Here is a 21,820-nt window from a genome sequence, read left to right on the forward strand (position 1 = left end):
ATACATATAATGTTCAACCGCGTGTGGTGCTGTGCAGGTTCGCCTGGCATGGAGAGCGACACGGCCTTTTATGAGGTTTTCCCATGAAACAAGGTATTCACCCGAAGTACGAAGCAGTGACCATCACGTGCTCTTGCGGTAACGTGATCAACACCCGTTCTACCATGAACCACGACCTGAACCTGGACGTGTGCGGCAAATGCCACCCGTTCTATACTGGTAAGCAGCGTGTTGTTGACACCGGCGGCCGCGTTGATCGCTTCAACAAGCGTTTCAGCATTCCGGGCAGCAAAAAATAAGATTTATTTGCCGCCGGGTTATCCCGGATGCAAAAGAAAACCCAGCCTCGGCTGGGTTTTTTTATACCAGAATTTAATATTCCCAGCTATCCGGGTCGATGCCCATCTCGCGCATAATCTGCTTCGCTTCTTCCGGGATCTCATCGCTGCGCTCTTTGCGCAGGTCAACGTCGTCGGGCAGAGGCTGACCGGTAAACGCGTGCAAAAAAGCTTCACACAGCAGCTCACTGTTCGTGGCGTGACGCAGATTGTTCACCTGACGACGTGTACGCTCATCGGTTAAAATTTTAAGCACTTTCAGCGGGATAGAAACCGTTATTTTTTTAACCTGCTCGCTTTTTTTACCGTGCTCAGCGTACGGGCTGATATATTCGCCGTTCCATTCAGCCATGAGTTACCTTAATTAATAAAAGTGTTATAGGGGATGATCCGTGGATTATGCCCGATTTTTGCGTGCCTGACCGCCTGCGCCGTGGATTTTGTGCTTCAGCGCCGCGTTAATGAAGCGCATGCGCTGCTCAGCAGGCAATAACCTATAATTTTAGCGGTTATTCGCTCTGCGCTCAATCTATACGCAAAGACATTTAGATGTCCAGATGTATTGACGTCTGTTAGCGGAATGTTATCCTGTGGGCACTTTACCCCTCTTCAGGAACAGCAGAGCCCATGACGCGCAAACAGGCAACCATCGCAGTACGCAGCGGTTTGAATGATGACGAGCAGTATGGCTGCGTAGTCCCGCCGATCCATCTCTCCAGCACCTATAATTTTCTCGACTTTAATGAGCCGCGCGCCCACGACTATTCGCGCCGTGGCAATCCGACGCGCGATGTGGTGCAGCGCGCGCTGGCCGAGCTGGAGGGCGGGGCGGGTGCCGTACTGACAAATACCGGCATGTCTGCGATTCACCTGGTGACCACTGTATTCCTGAAGCCCGGCGATCTGCTGATCGCACCCCACGACTGCTATGGCGGCAGCTATCGCCTGTTTGACAGCCTCAGCAAGCGCGGTGCTTACCGTGTGAAGTTTGTCGACCAGGGTGACAGCGCAGCGCTGGCCGCAGCGCTGGCCGAAAAGCCAAAACTGGTGCTGGTGGAAAGCCCGAGCAATCCTCTGCTGCGCGTAGTGGATATTGCGGCAATCTGTCAGGCGGCGCGCGCGGCGGGTGCCGTCAGCGTGGTGGATAACACCTTCCTGAGCCCGGCGCTGCAAAATCCGCTCGCCCTCGGGGCCGACCTGGTGATCCACTCCTGTACAAAATATCTCAACGGCCACTCTGACGTGGTGGCCGGGACGGTGATTGCAAAAGATCCGGCCGTTGCCACCGAGCTTGCCTGGTGGGCCAATAACATCGGCGTGACCGGCGCGGCGTTTGACAGCTATCTGCTGCTGCGCGGTCTGCGGACGCTGGCACCCCGCATGGCAGCGGCCCAGCGCAACGCGCTGGCGATAGTGGACTATCTGAAGCAGCAGCCGCTGGTGAAGAAGCTGTATCATCCTTCTCTGCCGGAAAATGCCGGTCATGAATATGCGCGACGTCAGCAACGCGGCTTTGGCGCCATGTTAAGCTTTGAGCTGGATGCAGATGAAGCGCGGCTGCGTCGTTTTCTGAAAGCGCTGCAGCTGTTTACGCTGGCGGAGTCGCTGGGCGGAGTAGAGAGCCTGATTTCACATACGGCCACCATGACACATGCCGGCATGTCTGCGGAAGCACGCGCAGCCGCCGGCATCTCTGAAACACTGCTGCGGGTCTCCGTCGGCATTGAAGATCACGAAGATTTAATTGCCGATTTGGATAACGCCTTCCGAATCGCAGCCGGGGAGTAATCATGACCAGTACAGCAGGCGCGGGAACGCCGACGAAGCAGCTGCATAAATTTGGTGGCAGCAGCCTGGCGGATGCCAGCTGCTACCAGCGCGTAGCGGCCATTATGGCTGATTACAGTCAGCCAGGCGATCTCATGGTGGTCTCTGCCGCAGGCAGCACCACGAATCAGCTGATCGGCTGGCTGAAGCTGAGCCAGAGCGATCGCCTCTCGGCGCACCAGGTGCAGCAGACGCTTCGCCGCTACCACAGCGAGCTGATTGCTGCGCTGCTGCCAGCGGAGGCGGCCGACCGGCTGACTACCCTTTTTATCCGCGATCTGGAGCGCCTGGCGGCGCTACTGGATGGCGCGATAACTGAAGCGGTATATGCAGAAGTGGTCGGGCATGGCGAAATCTGGTCGGCGCGGCTGATGGCTGCGGTACTGAGTCAGCGCGATGTTGACGCCGCCTGGCTGGACGCACGTGATTTTCTGCGGGCGGAGCGCGCGGCTCAGCCGCAGGTGGATGAGGGAAAATCCTGGCCGCTGCTGCAGGCGCTGCTGGCGCAGCATCCGCATAAGCGTCTGGTCGTCACCGGTTTTATCAGTCGTAATGAGGCAGGTGAAACCGTGCTGCTGGGGCGCAACGGTTCTGACTATTCCGCTACCCAGATCGGGGCGCTCGCGGGTGCGGGGCGCGTGACCATCTGGAGCGATGTGGCTGGCGTCTATAGCGCCGATCCACGCAAAGTTTCCGATGCCTGCCTGCTGCCGCTGCTGCGGCTGGATGAAGCCAGCGAGCTGGCGCGACTGGCGGCGCCGGTACTCCATACCCGTACGCTGCAGCCGGTCTCCAGCAGCGATATCGATTTACAGCTGCGCTGCAGCTATCAGCCTGAGCAGGGTTCAACCCGTATTGAGCGCGTGCTGGCCTCCGGCACCGGCGCGCGTATTGTCACCAGTCACGACGATGTCTGTCTGGTGGAGATCCAGCTTGCTGAAGGTCACGATTTTGCTACGCAGCAAAAAGAGATCGATCAGCTGCTGAAGCGCGCCCAGCTGCGTCCGCTGGCAAGCGGCCTGCATCCCGATCGTCGCCTGCTGCAGCTCTGCTATACCGCGGAAGTGGTTAACAGTGCCTTTACGCTGCTGCAGGATGCGGCGCTGCCGGGCCATCTGCAGCTGCGCGATGGCATGGCGCTGGTGGCGCTGGTGGGAGCTGGCGTAACGCGCAATCCGCTGCACAGCCACCGTTTCTGGCAGCAGATTAAAGATCAGCCGGTTGAGTTTGTCTGGCAGTCAGAAGAGCATATCAGCCTGGTCGCGGTGCTGCGCACAGGACCGACCCGCCATCTGATTCAGGGACTGCATCAGTCGCTGTTTCGCGCAGAAAAACGTATCGGCCTGATGCTGTTCGGAAAGGGCAATATCGGCGCGCGCTGGCTGGAGCTGTTCGCCCGCGAGCAGGAAACGCTCTCCGCCCGTACCGGCTTTGAGTTTGTGCTGGCTGGCGTGGCTGACAGTCGTCGCAGCCTGCTGAGTTACGAAGGGCTGGATGCCAGCCGCACGCTGGCTTTTTTCGACGATGAAGCGCAGGCGCTGGATGAGGAGTCGCTGTTTCTGTGGATGCGCGCGCATCCGTTTGATGACCTGGTGGTGCTTGACGTAACCGCCAGCGCGCCGCTGGCGCAGCAGTATCTCGATTTTGCCAGTCACGGTTTTCACGTGATCAGCGCAAATAAAGTGGCTGGCGCATCAGACAGCCAGAGCTGGCGTCAGATCCGCGATGCCTTCGCCAAAACCGGGCGCCACTGGCTTTATAACGCGACGGTCGGTGCCGGTTTGCCGGTTAACCACACGGTACGCGACCTGCGCGAAAGTGGCGACTCAATACTCTCCATCAGCGGAATTTTCTCCGGCACGCTGTCGTGGCTGTTTTTGCAGTTTGACGGCAGCGTTCCCTTCAGCGAGCTGGTGGATCAGGCGTGGCAGCAGGGGCTGACTGAACCCGATCCGCGCGTCGATCTCTCCGGGCAGGATGTGAAGCGCAAGCTGGTGATCCTGGCGCGTGAGGCGGGCTACGATATCGAGCCGGATCAGGTGCGGGTAGAGTCGCTGGTACCAGTCGACTGTGAGGCGAAATCGGTTGATCACTTTTTTGAAAACGCAGACGAGCTGAATAACCAGATGCTGCAGCGCTACGAAGCGGCGCAGGAGCTGGGCCTGGTGCTGCGTTATGTGGCGCGCTTTGATGCCAGCGGTAAAGCCCGCGTCGGCGTGGAAGCGGTGCGGCCTGAACATCCGCTGGCAGCGCTGCTGCCGTGCGATAACGTCTTTGCCATTGAGAGCCGCTGGTACCGCGATAATCCGCTGGTGATCCGCGGACCCGGTGCCGGACGTGATGTTACCGCGGGTGCGTTGCAGTCGGATCTGAACCGTCTCGCCCAGCTGCTTTAATCCGGACTGCTGCAGAGAGAATAAAAAAGGAGCCTGAGGCTCCTTTTTTTGTATCGGCTAACCGGTGTTGCGCATGCCGGCGGCCACGCCGGCGATGGTTACCATCAGCGCCTGCTCAACCCGCGCGTCCGGTTCGTCACCGCGTACTTCCTGCGCACGGGCGCGCAGCAGCAGCTCTGCCTGCAGCACGTTCAGGGGATCGGTATACACGTTGCGCAGCGCAATGGATTCGGCAATCCACGGCTGATCCGCCATCAGATGCGCATCATTTGCAATGGTCAGCACCGCTTTAATATCCGCTTCCAGCTGGTCGCGCAGCTGTTTACCCAGCGGCCAGAGCGCTTTATCAACCAGGCGCTGATCGTAATACTCTGCCAGCCACAGGTCAGCTTTGGAGAAGACCATCTCCAGCATCCCGAGGCGGGTTGAGAAGAACGGCCAGTCGCGGCACATCGTTTCCAGCTGATCCTGATGACCTTCATCCATCGCTTTCTGCAGCGCCGCACCGGCGCCGAGCCAGGCTGGCAGCATCAGACGGTTTTGCGTCCAGGCAAAAATCCACGGAATGGCGCGCAGGGATTCAACGCCACCGGTCGGACGACGTTTAGCCGGACGTGAGCCCAGCGGCAGTTTGCCCAGCTCCTGCTCCGGTGTGGCAGAGCGGAAGTAGGGAACAAAGTCAGCATTTTCACGGACGTAGCCGCGATACATGGCGCAGGAGTGCGCAGAAAGGCCGTTCATGATCTCCCGCCACTCCTGTTCAGGCTCCGGCGGCGGCATCAGGTTCGCTTCCAGAATGGCCCCGGTGTAGAGCGAGAGGCTGGCGATGGTGACTTCCGGCAAGCCATATTTAAAGCGGATCATTTCGCCCTGTTCTGTCACGCGCAGGCCACCTTTAAGGCTGCCCGGCGGCTGAGAGAGCAGTGCGGCGTGCGCAGGCGCGCCGCCACGGCCAATGGAGCCGCCGCGACCGTGGAACAGCGTCAGGGTAATGCCCGCTTTTTCACAGGTTTTAATCAGCGCGTCCTGCGCCTGATACTGTGCCCAGCTGGCCGCCATCACGCCGGCATCTTTTGCCGAGTCGGAATAGCCAATCATTACCATCTGTTTGCCGTTGATAAAGCCGCGATACCAGTCGATATTCAGCAGCTGCGTCATAACATCATTGGCGTTGTTCAGGTCATCCAGCGTTTCAAACAGTGGCGCGACCGGCATAGCGTACGGAATGCCCGCCTCTTTCAGCAGCAGATGAACCGCCAGCACGTCAGAAGGCGTTTTCGCCATAGAGATCACGTAGGCCGCGATGGAACCCTGCGGCGCTTCGGCGGCGACTTTACAGGTTTCCAGCACTTCGCGCGTGTTGTCGCCCGGCTCCCACTGACGCGGCAGCAGCGGACGTTTTGAATTGAGTTCGCGGATCAGAAACGCCTGTTTGTCCGCTTCTGACCAGCTTTCGTAGTCGCCGAGGCCGAGATAGCGCGTAACTTCCGCAATCGCTTCGGTATGACGGGTGCTCTCCTGGCGGATGTCGATGCGCACCAGCGGAACGCCAAAGCATTTTACCCGGCGCAGCGTGTCCAGCAGCTGGCCATTAGCGATAATGCTCATACCACACTGCTGCAGCGACTGATAAATAGCAAACAGCGGCTGCCAGAGCTGCTCATTGGAGACCAGCAGATCGGTCGGGCGCGGCAGGCGTTCGCCTTTCAGGCGCTGCTCCAGATATGCCTGCGTGTTCATCAGCTGGCTGCGCATGCGTTTCAGGATCATGCGGTAAGGTTCAATCGCGTCCGGATCGCCGCACATTACGCGCACTTCGTCGCTGCACTCCGACATCGACAGCTCAGAGATCAGCACCCCCACATCGCGCAGGAAGAGGTCGGCTGCTTTCCAGCGGCTCAGCTGCATAACGTGGCGGGTAATGGGCGCAGTCACGTTCGGGTTGCCGTCACGATCGCCGCCCATCCACGACGTGAATTTAATCGGCACAAAATCCACCGGCAGCTGAATGCCAAACGTCTCTTCAACCTGCTCATTCAGTTCACGCAGAAACGCGGGAACGCCCTCCCACAGGCTATTTTCCACGACGGCGAAGCCCCATTTCGCTTCATCGACCGGGGTAGGGCGATATTTACGGATCTCATCCGTATGCCACGCCTGGGCTACCAGCTGGCGCAGACGGCGCATCACCTGATTGCGCTCATAGTCGGTAATATCAGCGTGGTCGAGCTGCTCAAGGCAGCTGTTCACTTCGCCGAGCTTGTGGATCAGGGTGCGGCGGGTAATTTCAGTCGGGTGTGCGGTCAGGACCAGCTCCAGCGACAGCTCTTCAATCGCCTGACGGATAGCCATTTCGCTGAGATCGTTATGCTGCTTCAGGCGCTCAAACGTCTTTTTCAGCAGCTCCGGATGGTTAGCGCCATCGCCGCTGCGTGAAATGGTCTGATACTGTTCAGCCACGTTAGTAAGGTTAAGAAACTGACTAAAGGCGCGGGCCACCGGCAGCAGCTCATCGTTAGAAAGGTTCTGCAGCGTTGACAGCAGCTCCCGACGATGAGAGTCATTGCCTGCACGGGATGACTTAGAGAGTTTGCGGATGGTTTCCACCCGATCGAGAATGTTCTCTCCCAGTGCATCCTTTATCGTATCCCCGAGCAGTTTGCCGAGCATACTGACATTACTTCGCATTGCGGAATATTGTTCGTTCATTTGACCCTGACACCCTTATCGTCTTTTAACCCCTCTGGACCCAACCAGCGGGTATAACATCATCTTTTATCTAGCCACGATTTGTGAACTCCGTCAATTAGCCTGAACTGACGAAAACAGGCAGCTAACGTGCGGAAAGTGATAAGTTTTATCGGGGATAGAGAGAGATAAGTTATTCTTATCAGCAAACACCGGATAATGACGGGGCATTTTGCTGATTAAACAGTGAAATGCCCCGCAGATTATCTATCAGTGACAAAAATGCTGCACAACCTGCGTGATCAGGGCGTGAGTTGGCTTAATAAATGCGGTATCGATAAATTCATCCGGCTGATGCGCCTGCTCGATTGAACCTGGTCCCAGCACCAGCGTCGGGCAGATCTGCTGAATAAAAGGCGCTTCGGTACAGTAGTTGACCACTTCCGTCGGCACGCCCAGCAGCTTCTCCACCACCGTAACCAGTTCATGATCGGCCGGACACTCATAACCCGGAATAGGCGGATGCAGTTCGCCTACGGTCAGGCGGCCAGGCCAGCGGGCGCTCACCGGTGCCAGCGCTTCATTCAGCAAGCCATCCAGATCGTTCAGGCTCAGGCCCGGCAGCGGCCGGATATCCATATGCAGTTCGCAACAGGCGCAGATGCGGTTAGCCGCGTCACCACCATGAATATGACCAAAGTTCATAGTCGGATAAGGAATGGCAAAGCCATCATGGTGATAGCGCTCTTTCAGGGTATGGCGCAGCTTCATCAGTTCTGTAATAGAGGCGTGCATCAGCTCAATCGCATTCACGCCGCGCGCCGGATCGCTGGAGTGGCCTGACTGGCCCTCAATGCGGATAGCGTGTGAAAGGTGGCCTTTGTGGGCGCGCACCGGTTTGAGCGAGGTAGGCTCACCGATAATGGCGCAGTCGGGGCGCAGCCGGGCTGACTCAGAGAAATATTTGGCACCTGCCATCGTGGTCTCTTCGTCAGCGGTCGCCAGCACATAGAGCGGTTTTTTAAGCGTAGTGACGTCAACATCGCGCAGCGCATCGAGAATAAAGGCGAAGAAGCCTTTCATATCTGCCGTGCCCAGCCCGTAAAGTTTATTGTCATGTTCAGTCAGGACAAACGGATCGCGTGTCCAGCGTCCGTCATCAAAGGGTACGGTGTCAGTATGACCCGCCAGCAGCAGTCCGCCTGCGCCTTCACCGCTGCGCGCCAGCAGGTTGAACTTATGTCGCGTGCCCGGCACCGGCTGAACTTCAACGCTGAAGCCCAGATCGCGGAACCAGCCCGCCAGCAAATTGATTAAACTTTCGTTGCTCTGGTCAAGCGCGCTGTCGGTTGCGCTGATTGACGGTGAGGCGATCAACTGGCGGTAGAGTTCGATAAAAGGTGGAATTTTTGACTTCACTGTTGACGGTCCTTAGGTTAGGATGTATCAATATTCATGCACTAATAGTGAATAAAAATACATTAACGTCGTCTGCATGTGAACTGAAAAAGTGCAAACGGCATCGTGGGCAACGGGGCACGGCCGCGACCCGATACGTTGACTGTAAAAAGGTATACAGCCTGATGTTGAATACGCTGATCGTTGGTGCCAGTGGTTATGCTGGCGTAGAGCTTGCCACTTACCTGAATCGCCATCCGCATATGAACATAACCGCTTTAGCGGTTTCAGCGCAAAGCCCGGATGCCGGAAAATTGCTCTCCGATCTCCATCCGCAGCTGAAAGGTATCGTGGATCTGCCGCTGCAGCCGCTGAGCGATCCGGCGGCGTGGGCAGAGAAAGTCGATGTGGTGTTCCTCGCGACGGCGCATGAAGTCAGCCACGATCTGGCACCTGAATTTCTGAAAGCAGGCTGCGTGGTCTTCGATCTCTCAGGCGCCTTCCGGGTCAACGATGAGGCGTTCTACACCCGCTATTATGGCTTCAGTCATCAGCATCAGGCGTGGCTGGATAACGCGGTATATGGTCTGGCCGAATGGAATCACGAACGTATTAAAGAGGCACAGCTGGTGGCCGTGCCTGGGTGCTATCCCACCGCAGCGCAGCTGGCGCTGAAGCCGCTGCTTAAAGCGGATCTGCTGAATGACGCGCAGTGGCCGGTAATCAATGCCACCAGCGGCGTCAGCGGGGCCGGGCGCAAAGCCAATGTTGCGACCAGCTTTTGCGAAGTGAGCCTGCAGCCCTACGGCCTGTTTAACCACCGTCATCATCCGGAAATAGTTGCCCATCTTGGCGCGCCGGTTATTTTTACCCCGCATCTGGGTAATTTTCCCCGCGGTATTCTCGCAACCATCACCTGCCGTCTGAAAGCGGGCATTACGCAGCAGGATGTGACCGATGCGTTTTATGCGGCCTATCACGACAAGCCGCTGGTGCGCCTCTATGACAACGGCGTACCGGCGCTGAAAGCGGTAGTGGGCCTGCCGTTCTGCGATATCGGTTTTGCCGTACAGGATGAGCATCTGATTGTAGTCGCGGCAGAAGATAACCTGCTGAAAGGCGCGTCATCACAGGCGATTCAGTGTCTGAATATTCGTTTCGGTTTCCCTGAAACGCTCTCTCTGATTTAACGGACGGATAACGTAACCATGAGCAATCCACTGATCATTAAACTGGGCGGCGTACTGCTGGATAGCGAAGAAGCACTGGCCCGGCTGTTTGATGCGCTGCTGGCGTACCGCAATGAACATCAGCGTCCGCTGGTGATTGTGCACGGCGGCGGCTGTCTGGTCGACGAACTGATGAAAAAGCTCGCGCTGCCGGTGAAAAAGAAAGATGGCCTGCGCGTTACACCCGCCGATCAAATCGACATTATTACCGGCGCGCTGGCGGGCACTGCGAATAAAACGCTGCTGGCGTGGGCAACCCGTTACGGCATTAATGCTGTCGGGCTGTGTCTGGGCGATGCCGGACTGGTCAGCGTCGCGCAGTTTGATGAAGAGCTGGGGCATGTCGGGCAGGCCACGCCGGGCAACCCTGCGCTGCTGAATACGCTGCTGAATGCAGGCTATATGCCGGTTATCAGCTCAATTGGCATCACTGCCGGCGGAGCGCTGATGAATGTGAATGCCGATCAGGCAGCGACGGCGCTGGCAGCCACTATCGGAGCCGATCTGGTGCTGCTCTCTGACGTCAGCGGCATTCTCGACGGCAAAGGCCAGCGCATCGCTGAAATGACCGCAGCGAAAGCGGAACAGCTGATTGCGCAGGGCATTATTACCGACGGTATGATTGTTAAAGTCAATGCTGCGCTGGATGCGGCACGCACGCTGGGCCGTCCGGTCGATATCGCCAGCTGGCGCCATGCTGAGCAGCTGCCCGACCTTTTCAACGGCGTGTCGATTGGCACCCGGATTCTCGCATAATCAAGGATTAAGACATGAGCACGCAAAACATTAAAAAAATCGTTCTGGCCTACTCAGGCGGCCTCGATACCTCAGCCATCATTCCATGGCTGAAAGAGAACTACGGCGGCTGCGAAGTTGTGGCGTTTGTCGCCAATATTGGTCAGGACCCGGCCGACCTGGAAGGCGTTGAGAAAAAAGCGCTGCAGTCGGGCGCATCTGAATGTCACGTAGTAGATCTGCGTGAAGAGTTCATCAGCGATTACGTCTATCCGGTGCTGCAGACCGGTGCCCTGTATGAAGGCACCTATCTGCTGGGCACGTCAATGGCGCGTCCTATCATTGCTAAAGCGCAGGTTGAACTGGCGCTGAAAGTGGGTGCTGACGCGCTGTGCCACGGCGCAACCGGTAAAGGCAACGACCAGGTGCGTTTCGAAACCACCTATACCGCGCTGGCACCACAGCTTAAAGTTGTTGCGCCATGGCGCGAGTGGGATCTGCGTTCGCGTGAGGCGCTGCTCGACTATCTGAAAGAGCGCAATATCCCGACGACCGCGTCGCTGGAGAAGATCTACAGCCGCGATGAGAACGCGTGGCATATCTCCACCGAAGGTGGCGTGCTGGAAAGTCCGTGGAATGCACCGAATAAAGATTGCTGGGTATGGACCGTGGATCCGCTTGAAGCGCCGGACCAGCCGGAAAATGTCACCGTGACCGTTGAAAAAGGCTGCGTGGTTGCCGTAAACGGCGAGCAGCTGAGCCCGTTCCAGTGCCTGGAAAAACTGAACGTACTGGGTGCTAAACATGGCGTTGGCCGGATCGATATCGTGGAAAACCGTCTGGTTGGCATCAAATCACGCGGCTGCTATGAAACCCCTGGCGGTACCATCATGGTAAATGCGCTGCGTGCGGTTGAGCAGCTGGTTCTGGATCGCGACAGCTTCAAATGGCGTGAGCAGCTGGGCCAGGAGATGTCTTACGTGGTTTACGATGGTCGCTGGTTCGCGCCGCTGCGCCAGTCTATTCAGGCGGCGGCGGCATCGCTGGCTGAAGAGGTCAACGGCGAAGTGGTTCTGCAGCTTTACAAAGGTCAGGCTACGGCGATTCAGAAGAAATCGGCTAACAGCCTCTACTCAGAAGAGTTCGCCACCTTTGGTGAAGATGAGGTGTATGACCATCGTCACGCGGGCGGCTTTATTCGCCTGTTCTCCCTCTCTTCGCGCATTCGTGCGCTGAACGAGCAGAAGAAGTAAGCACGCGGCAGCAGTTATATAAGGGCGGCTCAGGCCGCCTTTTTCAACACGATTTCAGGAGCAAGCAGATGGCACTTTGGGGCGGACGGTTCTCGCAGGCAGCAGACCAGCGGTTTAAACAGTTTAATGATTCACTGCGTTTTGATTACCGCCTGGCGGAGCAGGACATTACCGGCTCTGTGGCGTGGTCAAAAGCGCTGGTAACCGTGAACGTTTTAACCTCAACGGAACAGCAGCAGCTTGAAGCGGCGCTGAACGAGCTGCTGGCGGACGTACGCGCGAATCCGTCACAGATCCTGGAAAGCGATGCAGAAGATATTCACAGCTGGGTCGAGGGCAAGCTGATCGATAAGGTCGGGGCGCTGGGTAAAAAGCTGCATACCGGACGCAGCCGTAACGATCAGGTTGCCACCGATCTGAAGCTCTGGTGCAAAGAGCAGGTTGCCCTGCTGCTGGACGCGACGCGTCAGCTGCAGAGCGCGCTGGTGGCGACGGCAGAAGCGAATCAGGATGCCGTCATGCCGGGCTATACGCATCTGCAGCGCGCGCAGCCGGTTACATTCGCCCACTGGTGTCTGGCGTATACCGAAATGCTGGCGCGCGATGAGAGCCGTCTGCAGGATACGCTGAAGCGGCTGGATGTCAGCCCGCTGGGCTGTGGTGCGCTGGCCGGTACCGCTTATGAGATTGACCGCGAGCAGCTGGCAGGCTGGCTCGGTTTTGCTTCGGCAACGCGTAACAGCCTGGATACCGTATCCGATCGCGATCATGTGCTGGAGCTGCTCTCCGACGCGTCAATTGGCATGGTGCATCTGTCGCGCTTTGCAGAAGACCTGATTTTCTTTAACACGGGCGAGGCGGGCTTCGTCGAGCTGTCTGATAAAGTCACCTCAGGTTCATCGCTGATGCCGCAGAAGAAAAATCCGGATGCGCTGGAGCTGATTCGCGGTAAATGCGGCCGTGTCCAGGGCGCACTGACCGGCATGATGATGACGCTGAAAGGCCTGCCGCTGGCCTACAACAAAGATATGCAGGAAGATAAAGAAGGGCTGTTTGACGCACTGGATACCTGGCTCGACTGTCTGCACATGTCAGTGCTGGTTCTGGATGGTATTCAGGTTAAACGTCCGCGTTGTCAGGAAGCGGCTGAACAGGGCTACGCTAATGCCACTGAGCTGGCAGACTATCTGGTCGCGAAAGGCGTGCCGTTCCGCGAGGCGCATCATATTGTGGGAGAAGCGGTCGTCGCGGCTATCCAGCAGGGTGTGGCGCTGGAAGCGCTGAGTCTGGCTCAGCTGAAGCAGTTCAGTGACGTCATCGAAGAGGATGTCTATCCGGTGCTTTCGCTGCAGTCCTGCCTCGACAAGCGTAACGCGCGCGGTGGTGTTGCGCCGCAGCAGGTAGCCCAGGCGATTCGTGAAGCACAGGCACGCCTGCAATAGCCGTTCCCGGACGCTGGCCGGTTTGATATGCCATAAAAAAAGCGGGCTTTATAAAAAAGCCCGCCAACCTCTGGCTTCGGAATTGCATATTTTTATAGGCACATCATCAGCGTACCGGCACTCCCCGCCAGCACAGTGATTGGGTTCAGCAAAACAGATTTGCTGCGTAAAAAGCGTTTTTTGTAAAAGCGTTCAGCCCCGGCACATGTTCAGCAAATAAATAAATTTCTCTACAAATGCATGGGCTTAAATCAGTGAGCGCTATTATTCCCGTGCATAGCTTGATAGGGCCAATCGTTCGTTGCTATTCTATCTATCGCCACGGGCTATCGTGGTTTGGAGGATATTAATGAACATTCGCGATCTCGAGTATCTGGTTTCACTTGCGGAACACCGCCATTTCCGTCGCGCTGCTGATGCCTGTCATGTCAGTCAGCCGACTCTGAGCGGACAGATCCGCAAGCTGGAAGATGAACTGGGCGTCATGCTGCTGGAACGTACCAGCCGTAAAGTGCTGTTCACCCAGGCAGGATTACTGCTGGTTGATCAGGCGCGAACCGTACTGCGTGAGGTTAAGGTGCTGAAAGAGATGGCCAGCCAGCAGGGTGAAGCGATGTCCGGACCGCTGCATATCGGACTGATCCCCACGACCGGCCCCTATCTGCTGCCCAATATTATTCCTATGCTGCATCAGACTTTCCCGAAGCTGGAGATGTATCTGCATGAAGCACAGACTCAGCAGCTGCTGGCACAGCTCGACAGCGGGAAACTTGACTGCGCTATTCTGGCGCTGGTTAAAGAGAGTGAAGCCTTTATTGAAGTGCCGCTGTTTGATGAGCCCATGAAGCTGGCGATCTACAAAGATCACCCGTGGCACGATCGCGATCGCGTGCCGATGTCCGATCTGGCGGGTGAAAAACTGCTGATGCTGGAAGATGGTCACTGCCTGCGCGACCAGGCGATGGGCTTCTGCTTTGAGGCGGGTGCGGACGAAGATACCCATTTTCGCGCCACCAGCCTGGAAACGCTGCGTAATATGGTGGCGGCCGGCAGCGGCATTACGCTACTGCCTTCACTGGCGGTGCCTAAAGAGCGCGTGCGCGATGGTGTCTGCTATCTGCCCTGTTATAAACCGGTACCGCAGCGCACTATCGCGCTGGTTTACCGGCCAGGTTCGCCTCTGCGCAGCCGCTATGAGCAGCTGGCAGAAGCAATCAAAACCCATATGCAGGGCCATTTTGACGCCGCGTTAAAACAGGCGGTTTAATCCGTTCAGCGCGGCTACACGATAGGCTTCAGCCATGGTGGGGTAGTTAAAGGTGGTATTCACGAAGTACTCAATCGTGTTACCGCCGTTTTTCTGCTCCATAATGGCCTGCCCGATGTGAATAATCTCCGCCGCGCGCTCACCAAAGCAGTGGATCCCCAGAATCTCTTTTGTCTCGCGGTGAAACAGAATTTTCAGGCTGCCGACGTGCATGCCAACAATCTGCGCGCGTGCCAGATGCTTAAACTGCGCACGGCCTACTTCATAAGGCACTCTCATCGCGGTCAGCTGCTGCTCTGTTTTTCCTACCGAGCTGATTTCAGGGATGGTATAGATACCGGTCGGAATATCTTCGATCAGATGCGCACTCGCTTCACCTTTGATGATCGCCTGAGCAGCAATACGCCCCTGATCGTAGGCGGCGGAAGCCAGGCTTGGATAGCCAATCACATCACCCACGGCATAAATATGTGGCTGCGCGGTCTGATACATACTGTTGACTTTGAGCAGGCCGCGTCCATCCGCTTCCAGACCCACGTTCTCCAGCGAAAGCGAGTCGGTGTTCCCGGTGCGGCCGTTCGCATACAGCAGACAATCCGCTTTGACTTTTTTGCCGGACTTCAGGTGCATGATCACGCCATCGCTGACGCCTTCAATCTTCTCAAACTCTTCGTTGTGACGGATCACCACGCCGCTGTTCCAGAAGTGGTAAGAGAGAGAGTCGGACATCTCCTGATCGAGGAACGCCAGCAGACGATCGCGGGTGTTGATGAGATCGACCTTGACGTTAAGACCGCGGAAGATAGAGGCGTATTCGCAACCAATCACGCCGGCACCATAGATGATCACATGACCCGGTTCATGATGCAGGTTCAGGATAGAGTCGGAATCGTAGATGCGCGGGTGTGTAAAGTCGACGTCGGCCGGGTGATAGGGACGTGAGCCGCAGGCAATGACAAATTTTTCTGCTGTCAGCTGCTCGCGGGTGCCATCAGGCTGCTCCACCTCTATCGTGTTGGCATCAACAAAATGCGCGTCGCCCTGATAGAGTTCACAGCGGTTACGCTCATAAAAGCCCTGGCGCATGGCAGTCTGCTGACTGATAACATTTTCGGTGTGGTTAAGGATGTCAGCGAACGAGGAGCGGAGAAGACGGGTATGATCGCTGTAGAGCGGGTTCTGATTGAATTCAATGATGCGGCTGACGGCATGACGCAGCGCTTTGGAAGGGATGGTTCCCCAGTGTGTACAACCGCCGCCAATGTTGTGGTAGCGTTCGATCACTGCGATGCGCGCTCCCTGCTTGACCAGCCCCATCGCCGCACCTTCGCCGCCCGGACCGGAGCCAATTACAATGGCATCGTAATCGTAAGACTTTTGCATACCAGTACGTCCTATTCTTCTATACATTTTTACAACGAGATTCTAACATCTCGCCGCGCACATCTGAATTCTAACAGTGAAAAATGCAGAAGTTTGACATTCAGTGAGGTTAACAGGCGGTGACAAAGTTTGCCCGGCTGTACGCTGAAAAGTTTGTTATAGTGAGCGCCTGATTACTCACAAGGCCGCAAAAATGGGCGTTCGGGCGCAACAAAAAGAACGTACAAGACGTTCGCTGATTGAAGCTGCATTCAGTCAGCTTAGTGCAGAAAGGAGTTTTGCCAGCCTGAGTTTACGCGAAGTGGCACGTGAAGCCGGCATTGCCCCAACCTCATTCTATCGTCACTTTCGCGATGTGGATGAGCTTGGACTGACCATGGTTGATGAGAGCGGGCTGATGCTGCGCCAGCTGATGCGCCAGGCGCGCCAGCGTATCGCGAAAGGCGGCAGCATCATTAAAACGTCGGTGGCAACCTTTATGGAGTTCATCGGCAACAACCCGAATGCGTTTCGGCTTCTGCTGCGCGAACGTTCCGGCACGTCAGCCGCCTTCCGCGCTGCTGTTGCACGTGAGATCCAGCATTTTATCGCAGAACTGGCTGACTACCTTGAGCTGGAAAGCCGTATGCCGCGCAGCTTTACCGAAGCGCAGGCTGAGGCGATGGTGACCATTGTTTTTAGCGCCGGCGCTGAAGCGCTGGATGTCGACTCTGACCAGCGGCGTAAGCTGGAAGAGCGGCTGGTACTGCAGCTGCGTATGATCGCCAAAGGCGCCTACTACTGGTATCGCCGGGAACAAGAGCGGCTGGCCGTGACCCTGGAAATCCCTGAAAAATAACGTGATAAGGATAATGAAATGATTGAGCAGCATCCTCGTGATAAAGGAACGTTATTACTCTCTTTTATCACTGGTTTAGCAATCAACGGCTCCTTTTCGGCGCTGTTCAGTAGCTTTGTGCCGTTTTCCATTTTTCCGCTGATAGCGCTTGGGCTGTCAGCATGGTGCCTGCACCAGCGTTATCTCAATCGCAATATGCCGGACGGCATGCCGTCACTGGCCGCGGCATTTTTTCTGCTGGGCATTCTGGTTTATAGCGCCATGGTGCGCGCAGAATATCCGGATATCGGCTCGAACTTCATTCCTGTCATTCTGATGACGGGACTGGTGTTCTGGATTGGCACGCGCTTCCGCCGCGCCAGAAGCCGGCAGTAAAAAAAACGGGAACCTGCGGGTTCCCGTTTTTTTATGCTTTGCGCGTCAGCAATACGCCGCACTCCATATGGTGGGTGTACGGGAACTGATCGAACAGCGCCAGTCGCTCAATCTGATGCGTGCCTGACAGCGCGGCCAGATTGTCGCACAGAGTCTGCGGGTTACAGGAGATATACAGAATACGCGGATACGCCTGCACCATTTTTACCGTTTCATCATCCAGCCCGCTGCGTGGCGGATCGACAAAAATGGTCTCGCACTGATAGCTGCTGAGATCGATGCCTTCCAGCCGGTTAAAGCTGCGCACGCCGTTCATGGCCTGGGTAAACTCTTCCGCTGCCATACGAATAATCTGTACGTTATCGATCTGATTCACAGCGATATTGTACTGAGCCGACGCCACCGAGGGTTTAGCTATCTCTGTGGCCAGTACGCGGCGGAAATTGCGCGCCAGCGCCAGCGAAAAGTTACCGTTACCGCAGTAAAGCTCCAGCAGGTCGCCACGCGACTGCTGCGTAACATCCAGCGCCCACTCCAGCATCTGAATGTTCATGGCGGCATTAGGCTGGGTAAAGCTGTTTTCCACCTGGCGGTAAATCAGCTCTTTGCCCGCCACCGGCAGACGCTCATCCACGTAGTCGCGATCCAGACAGATTTTGGTTTTGGTCGCGCGTCCAATCAGCTGCACATCAAATCCTTCAGCGCGCAGCTGGTCACGCAGCGTGCTGGCGGCGGCATGCCACTCTTCTTCCAGTTTGCGATGATAAAGCAGGGAGATCACAATCTGGTTGCTCAGCGTGGAGAGATAATCGATCTGGAACAGCTTAAAGCGCAGCACCTGATTATCACGTATCGCTGCCATCAGTCTGGACATCATCTGATTAATCAGCTCGCTGGCGGCTGGAAAGCTGTCCACGCGAATGCGCTGTTTGGTCGTCTGGTCGAAGATGATGTGATAGAGGTCGTCACCGTCGTGCCAGATGCGAAACTCTGCGCGCATACGGTAGTGACTGACCGGCGATCGGAACACCTCCACGTCAGGCGCGGTGAAAGGGGTCATCATCGTCTGTAAACGGCTGACTTTTTCAGCGAGTTGCGCGTCATACTGGTCAATCGGGAGCTGTTCGGGTGTCATCTTCAATCCTGGTAATAAGCCTGCTTGCCGGGCGATTGTAGGCATTCAACTGCTGATGTCCAGCCCAACCGAACGTCAGAAAGCGGGAGGGGTGGATCGGCGGCGGGCTTAACCGTAGACTGCGGCCGCCGGCCTCATTGAGTTAAAAGGGAATCCAGTGCAAATCTGGAGCTGACGCGCAGCGGTAAAAGAATGTCGTGGTGATCGCCCAGGCAGACACTGTCCTGACGGATGGGAAGTCTTCACCATTTATGGTTCTCAGCCCGAAGACCTGCCGGTGTATCGTCGCAAACGCTGAGATCATCGCGTGCTATCGATCTCAGGCCTGCGGCATCCGGCTCGATCCTTTGGATGCTATAACAATGAAAATAACGTCTGCTTCGCTGTTCGCCCTGAGTGCAACAGCGCTGTCGCTCTGGGCGCCCTCTGGCTATGCCCGGCAAAATGATAATACGCAACTTGTCACCGCTAACCGTTTTCAGCGGCCGGTAAGCAGCGTGCTGGCACCAGGTGAGGTGATCACGCGGGAAGATATCGATCGCTGGCAGGCTAAATCGCTGACGGATGTCATGCGGCGCCTGCCGGGCGTGGATATTGCGCAAAACGGTGGTCCGGGCCAGACCAGTTACATCTATATTCGCGGTGCGGAAGCGCGTCATACGCTGGTGCTGATTGACGGGATCCCGCTGGCGAAGTCGGGGATCACCGGCATCGCTGACTTTAGCCAGATTCCGCTGGCGTTGATTCAGCGTATTGAGCTGATCCGCGGACCACGCTCCGCCGTTTACGGCGCCGATGCCATTGGCGGCGTGGTGAACATCATTACTGAGAACAGTGAGCCAGGCGGGCAGATAACGGCGGGCCTCGGGTCGAATCGCTATCAGGAGTATGATGCGGCGCTGCGACACAAGGTGGGCGAGGATACGCTGGTAACCGTAGCGGGGGCCTTTCAGTCGACGCGCGGCTATAACATTCAGCCGCAGTCAGCGTACGCGGTTGATGGCGATCGCGACGGCTTTCGCAGTAAAACATTCTGGGCCGGTGTGAATCACCGTTTCAGCGACAGTTTATCCGCCTTCTTTCGCGGCTACGGCTACGGTAATAATAGTGCGTATGATGCAGGTTATCAGGACGGCAGTGATAAACGGCAGATCTATAATCATACCTATGAAGGCGGTATGAAGTTCAGTGAAGAGCGCTACTCTTCGGAACTGAGCTACAGCTACCAGCGCTATAAAGATTACAACTATGCCAGTACGCTCGGCCTCTATCGTCCGGGCACGTCGCTGGATGATATGAGCCAGCGCAATCTGCAGTGGGGTAACAGTGTTGCCATGGCGCATGGCACACTCAGCGCCGGCATCGACTGGCAGCAGCAGAAATTGGCGTCCAGCGATCGGTTCAGCGCTGACAACTACACGCGTAACAGCACCGGTTACTATCTGACTACGCAGCAGCAGTTCAATACGCTTACGCTGGAAGGTGCGCTGCGCGGTGACGATAACAACCAGTTTGGCTGGAACGGCACGTGGCAGGCAGCGGCGGGATGGGCGTTTATGCCCGATTATCGCCTCATCTTTTCGTATGGCACCGCTTTCCAGGCACCTACACTGGGGCAGATGTATGGGCAGAGCCGTCTGTTTATTGCATCCAATCCCGATCTCCGGGCTGAGAGGTCACATCAGATTGAAACCGGTCTCGAAGGACTCAGCGGTCCGGTCGAATGGCACCTCTACCTTTACCAGAATAAAATCAATAACCTGATCGACTACAGAGCTGACGAAAACTTTACTGGCACCTACTACAACGTACAGTCAGCGACGATTAAAGGCGTGGAGTGGAGCGGCAGTGCAGATACCGGTATTTTTACCCACCGTATCACGCTGCAATATATCGATCCGCGCCGCGATGACGATAATGAGGTGCTGGCACACCGTTCCCGCCAGCAATATAAGTATCAGCTGGACTGGACCGCACTGGATATCGACTTTGATCTCGCCTGGCAATATTTTGGTAAAAGCTACAACAACAATACCAACCAGTACGCAGCAACACAGCGTCGCATGCCGGGTTATAGCTTGGTTGATTTCTCAGCTGCGTATCCGGTCACGTCTCATCTGACAGTTCGTGGTAAAATTGCCAATCTGTTGGATAAGGATTATGAGACGGTTTATGGCTATCGCACCCCTGGACGAGAATACTACCTTAGCGCCAGCTACAGCTTCTGATCTCCGTCCCACCGTGCTGGTGTTTGATTCCGGCGTAGGTGGGCTTTCCGTCTATGATGAAGTCCGGCAGCTGCTGCCGGACCTGCACTATCTCTACGCTTTCGATAATGAAGGGTTTCCCTATGGCGAGAAAACGGAAACGTACATTGTTGAACGCGTAGTGGCAGTGGTTACGGCCATTACGCAGCGTTTTCCGCTCGCATTAGTCATCATTGCCTGTAACTCGGCCAGTACCGTCTCTTTACCTGCACTGCGCGAACGCTTTGCGTTTCCGGTCGTCGGCGTGGTGCCGGCAATTAAACCGGCGGCTCGCCTGACACGTAACGGAGTCGTCGGGCTGCTGGCAACGCGGGGAACGGTAAAGCGTCCTTATACCCATGAACTGGTGAAACAGTTTGCCCGGGAGTGCACCATTGAGATGCTGGGGTCTGCTGAGCTGGTGGAACTGGCAGAGGCGAAGCTGCATGGTGAACCGGTATCACTGAATGATGTTCGCCGGGCAGTGCAACCCTGGTTACGTATGAAAGAGCCGCCGGATACGGTCGTGCTGGGCTGCACGCACTTTCCACTGCTGCGCGATGAACTGCAGCAGGTTCTGCCGGATGGAACCCGGCTGGTTGATTCCGGTGCTGCTATAGCCAGGCGTACCGTCTGGCTGCTTGAGCACGAGGCGCCTGATGCGGCTTCTGCTGACAGCAACATCGCGTTTTGCACATCTATGGATGAAGAAGCGGTACAGTTATCCGGCGTTTTACAGCGTTATGGCTTTCCGCTGCTCGAAAAACTGGCAGTTTGAGGCGGTTTCGCTGAAAAAAACAACACTCAGAAAATAATTCAAAATTAGCACTTGTCAGCCCGGAAGAACTCCCTATAATGCGCCTCCACTGACACGGCACAACGGCTTACGAAGCGTCGCGTTAAGCAGGTGGCTTTTACAGCAACCTTCAGAAAAGCAAAAATAAATGCTTGACTGAAAATGCGGAAAGCGTAATATACGCATCCCGCGCCGCTTGAGAAATCGCGGCACTGCTCTTTAACAATTTATCAGACAATCTGTGTGGGCACTCGCAGGATTGATATCAGCGTCTCCGGACGTAAAAAATATCAAGTCTTTGCTGAGTGAACACGTAATTCATTACGAAGTTTAATTCACAGAGCACTGCTTAACTTGTTTAAGCAAATCAAACTTTAAATTGAAGAGTTTGATCATGGCTCAGATTGAACGCTGGCGGCAGGCCTAACACATGCAAGTCGGACGGTAGCACAGGGGAGCTTGCTCCCCGGGTGA

General features: G+C 56.2%; 17 protein-coding genes, 1 rRNA gene and 1 riboswitch. Of the genes, 13 read left to right on the top strand and 5 right to left on the bottom strand.

Going from position 1 to position 21,820, the window contains the following annotated elements; genetic code table 11:
* Positions 1–83 precede the first annotated feature (83 nt).
* Positions 84–299 carry a 50S ribosomal protein L31 gene (gene rpmE / locus C1Y41_RS18560; protein WP_039381182.1) on the top strand — a complete coding sequence of 72 codons (216 nt, stop codon included), beginning with the start codon at positions 84–86 and terminating at the stop codon, positions 297–299.
* A 73-nt stretch (positions 300–372) separates the two neighbouring features.
* Here the strand turns inward: rpmE and metJ are convergent, their stop codons facing one another.
* Entirely contained in the window at positions 373–690 is a 318-nt protein-coding gene (gene metJ / locus C1Y41_RS18565; RefSeq protein WP_065648453.1) for a met regulon transcriptional regulator MetJ, read from the bottom strand.
* Positions 691–965: 275 nt separating this feature from the next.
* On the opposite strand from metJ, the gene metB reads away from it, so the two are divergent.
* Positions 966–2,126 (top strand): cystathionine gamma-synthase, encoded by a 1,161-nt coding sequence (metB, locus tag C1Y41_RS18570; protein WP_039381178.1) that lies wholly within the window; start codon positions 966–968, stop codon positions 2,124–2,126.
* Positions 2,127–2,128: 2 nt separating this feature from the next.
* Positions 2,129–4,561 (top strand): bifunctional aspartate kinase/homoserine dehydrogenase II, encoded by a 2,433-nt coding sequence (locus C1Y41_RS18575; protein WP_104086061.1) that lies wholly within the window; start codon positions 2,129–2,131, stop codon positions 4,559–4,561.
* A 57-nt stretch (positions 4,562–4,618) separates the two neighbouring features.
* Here C1Y41_RS18575 and ppc read toward each other — a convergent pair whose 3' ends face one another.
* Together ppc and argE are read right to left on the bottom strand one after the other, a co-directional pair.
* A complete protein-coding gene (ppc, locus tag C1Y41_RS18580) occupies positions 4,619–7,270 on the bottom strand; it encodes a phosphoenolpyruvate carboxylase (RefSeq protein WP_094111625.1) in 2,652 nt (883 codons plus the stop codon).
* A 249-nt stretch (positions 7,271–7,519) separates the two neighbouring features.
* The gene (argE, locus tag C1Y41_RS18585) at positions 7,520–8,668 is read right to left on the bottom strand and encodes an acetylornithine deacetylase (RefSeq protein ID WP_039381171.1); all 1,149 of its coding nucleotides are present in this window, start codon (positions 8,666–8,668) and stop codon (positions 7,520–7,522) included.
* 164 nt (positions 8,669–8,832) lie between these two features.
* On the opposite strand from argE, the gene argC reads away from it, so the two are divergent.
* The 5 genes from argC (at position 8,833) to oxyR (ending at position 14,573) form a co-directional block, all read left to right on the top strand.
* The gene (gene argC, locus C1Y41_RS18590; protein ID WP_104086062.1) at positions 8,833–9,837 is read left to right on the top strand and encodes an N-acetyl-gamma-glutamyl-phosphate reductase; all 1,005 of its coding nucleotides are present in this window, start codon (positions 8,833–8,835) and stop codon (positions 9,835–9,837) included.
* 18 nt (positions 9,838–9,855) lie between these two features.
* Complete coding sequence (argB, locus tag C1Y41_RS18595) at positions 9,856–10,632, top strand: acetylglutamate kinase (RefSeq protein WP_039381166.1); 777 nt, start codon at positions 9,856–9,858, stop codon at positions 10,630–10,632.
* A 14-nt stretch (positions 10,633–10,646) separates the two neighbouring features.
* The gene (locus C1Y41_RS18600) at positions 10,647–11,864 is read left to right on the top strand and encodes an argininosuccinate synthase (protein ID WP_039381164.1); all 1,218 of its coding nucleotides are present in this window, start codon (positions 10,647–10,649) and stop codon (positions 11,862–11,864) included.
* A gap of 68 nt (positions 11,865–11,932) precedes the next feature.
* Entirely contained in the window at positions 11,933–13,306 is a 1,374-nt protein-coding gene (gene argH, locus C1Y41_RS18605) for an argininosuccinate lyase (protein WP_039381161.1), read from the top strand.
* 349 nt (positions 13,307–13,655) lie between these two features.
* Positions 13,656–14,573: a DNA-binding transcriptional regulator OxyR gene (gene oxyR / locus C1Y41_RS18610; protein WP_039381159.1), complete on the top strand. Its 918-nt coding sequence runs from the start codon at positions 13,656–13,658 to the stop codon at positions 14,571–14,573.
* Here oxyR and sthA read toward each other — a convergent pair.
* On the bottom strand, positions 14,556–15,956 hold the full coding sequence (gene sthA / locus C1Y41_RS18615) for a Si-specific NAD(P)(+) transhydrogenase (RefSeq protein ID WP_104086063.1): 1,401 nt from the start codon (positions 15,954–15,956) through the stop codon (positions 14,556–14,558). The two genes, oxyR and sthA, sit on opposite strands and share 18 nt — an antisense overlap.
* 193 nt (positions 15,957–16,149) lie before the next feature.
* Here sthA and fabR point away from each other — a divergent pair, with 193 nt between their 5' ends.
* Complete coding sequence (gene fabR / locus C1Y41_RS18620) at positions 16,150–16,794, top strand: HTH-type transcriptional repressor FabR (protein ID WP_039381154.1); 645 nt, start codon at positions 16,150–16,152, stop codon at positions 16,792–16,794.
* An 18-nt stretch (positions 16,795–16,812) separates the two neighbouring features.
* Positions 16,813–17,169 (top strand): YijD family membrane protein, encoded by a 357-nt coding sequence (locus tag C1Y41_RS18625; RefSeq protein WP_039381151.1) that lies wholly within the window; start codon positions 16,813–16,815, stop codon positions 17,167–17,169.
* A gap of 31 nt (positions 17,170–17,200) precedes the next feature.
* On the opposite strand, the gene trmA is transcribed toward C1Y41_RS18625, so the two are convergent.
* A complete protein-coding gene (trmA, locus tag C1Y41_RS18630; RefSeq protein WP_104086064.1) occupies positions 17,201–18,304 on the bottom strand; it encodes a tRNA (uridine(54)-C5)-methyltransferase TrmA in 1,104 nt (367 codons plus the stop codon).
* A gap of 112 nt (positions 18,305–18,416) precedes the next feature.
* Positions 18,417–18,598: riboswitch (cobalamin riboswitch) on the top strand.
* Positions 18,599–18,666: 68 nt separating this feature from the next.
* On the opposite strand from trmA, the gene btuB reads away from it, so the two are divergent.
* The 3 genes from btuB to C1Y41_RS18645 all read left to right on the top strand — a co-directional run.
* On the top strand, positions 18,667–20,532 hold the full coding sequence (gene btuB / locus C1Y41_RS18635) for a TonB-dependent vitamin B12 receptor BtuB (RefSeq protein WP_104086065.1): 1,866 nt from the start codon (positions 18,667–18,669) through the stop codon (positions 20,530–20,532).
* On the top strand, positions 20,477–21,328 hold the full coding sequence (gene murI, locus C1Y41_RS18640) for a glutamate racemase (RefSeq protein ID WP_039381143.1): 852 nt from the start codon (positions 20,477–20,479) through the stop codon (positions 21,326–21,328). Before btuB ends, murI begins: the two co-directional genes overlap by 56 nt.
* 394 nt (positions 21,329–21,722) lie before the next feature.
* A 16S ribosomal RNA gene (locus C1Y41_RS18645) occupies positions 21,723–21,820 on the top strand; the annotation flags it as partial.

This window comes from Pantoea sp. ICBG 1758, from assembly GCF_002928325.1.
Lineage (GTDB): Bacteria > Pseudomonadota > Gammaproteobacteria > Enterobacterales > Enterobacteriaceae > Pantoea > Pantoea eucrina.

Bases quoted from the DNA above. Each gene is read 5' to 3' on its own strand.
- rpmE (WP_039381182.1), top strand. From the start codon at position 84: ATGAAACAAGGTATTCACCCGAAGTACGAAGCAGTGACCATCACGTGC.
- metJ (WP_065648453.1), bottom strand. From the start codon at position 690: ATGGCTGAATGGAACGGCGAATATATCAGCCCGTACGCTGAGCACGGT.
- metB (WP_039381178.1), top strand. From the start codon at position 966: ATGACGCGCAAACAGGCAACCATCGCAGTACGCAGCGGTTTGAATGAT.
- C1Y41_RS18575 (WP_104086061.1), top strand. From the start codon at position 2,129: ATGACCAGTACAGCAGGCGCGGGAACGCCGACGAAGCAGCTGCATAAA.
- ppc (WP_094111625.1), bottom strand. From the start codon at position 7,270: ATGAACGAACAATATTCCGCAATGCGAAGTAATGTCAGTATGCTCGGC.
- argC (WP_104086062.1), top strand. From the start codon at position 8,833: ATGTTGAATACGCTGATCGTTGGTGCCAGTGGTTATGCTGGCGTAGAG.
- argB (WP_039381166.1), top strand. From the start codon at position 9,856: ATGAGCAATCCACTGATCATTAAACTGGGCGGCGTACTGCTGGATAGC.
- C1Y41_RS18600 (WP_039381164.1), top strand. From the start codon at position 10,647: ATGAGCACGCAAAACATTAAAAAAATCGTTCTGGCCTACTCAGGCGGC.
- argH (WP_039381161.1), top strand. From the start codon at position 11,933: ATGGCACTTTGGGGCGGACGGTTCTCGCAGGCAGCAGACCAGCGGTTT.
- oxyR (WP_039381159.1), top strand. From the start codon at position 13,656: ATGAACATTCGCGATCTCGAGTATCTGGTTTCACTTGCGGAACACCGC.
- sthA (WP_104086063.1), bottom strand. From the start codon at position 15,956: ATGCAAAAGTCTTACGATTACGATGCCATTGTAATTGGCTCCGGTCCG.
- fabR (WP_039381154.1), top strand. From the start codon at position 16,150: ATGGGCGTTCGGGCGCAACAAAAAGAACGTACAAGACGTTCGCTGATT.
- C1Y41_RS18625 (WP_039381151.1), top strand. From the start codon at position 16,813: ATGATTGAGCAGCATCCTCGTGATAAAGGAACGTTATTACTCTCTTTT.
- trmA (WP_104086064.1), bottom strand. From the start codon at position 18,304: ATGACACCCGAACAGCTCCCGATTGACCAGTATGACGCGCAACTCGCT.
- btuB (WP_104086065.1), top strand. From the start codon at position 18,667: ATGAAAATAACGTCTGCTTCGCTGTTCGCCCTGAGTGCAACAGCGCTG.
- murI (WP_039381143.1), top strand. From the start codon at position 20,477: ATGGCTATCGCACCCCTGGACGAGAATACTACCTTAGCGCCAGCTACA.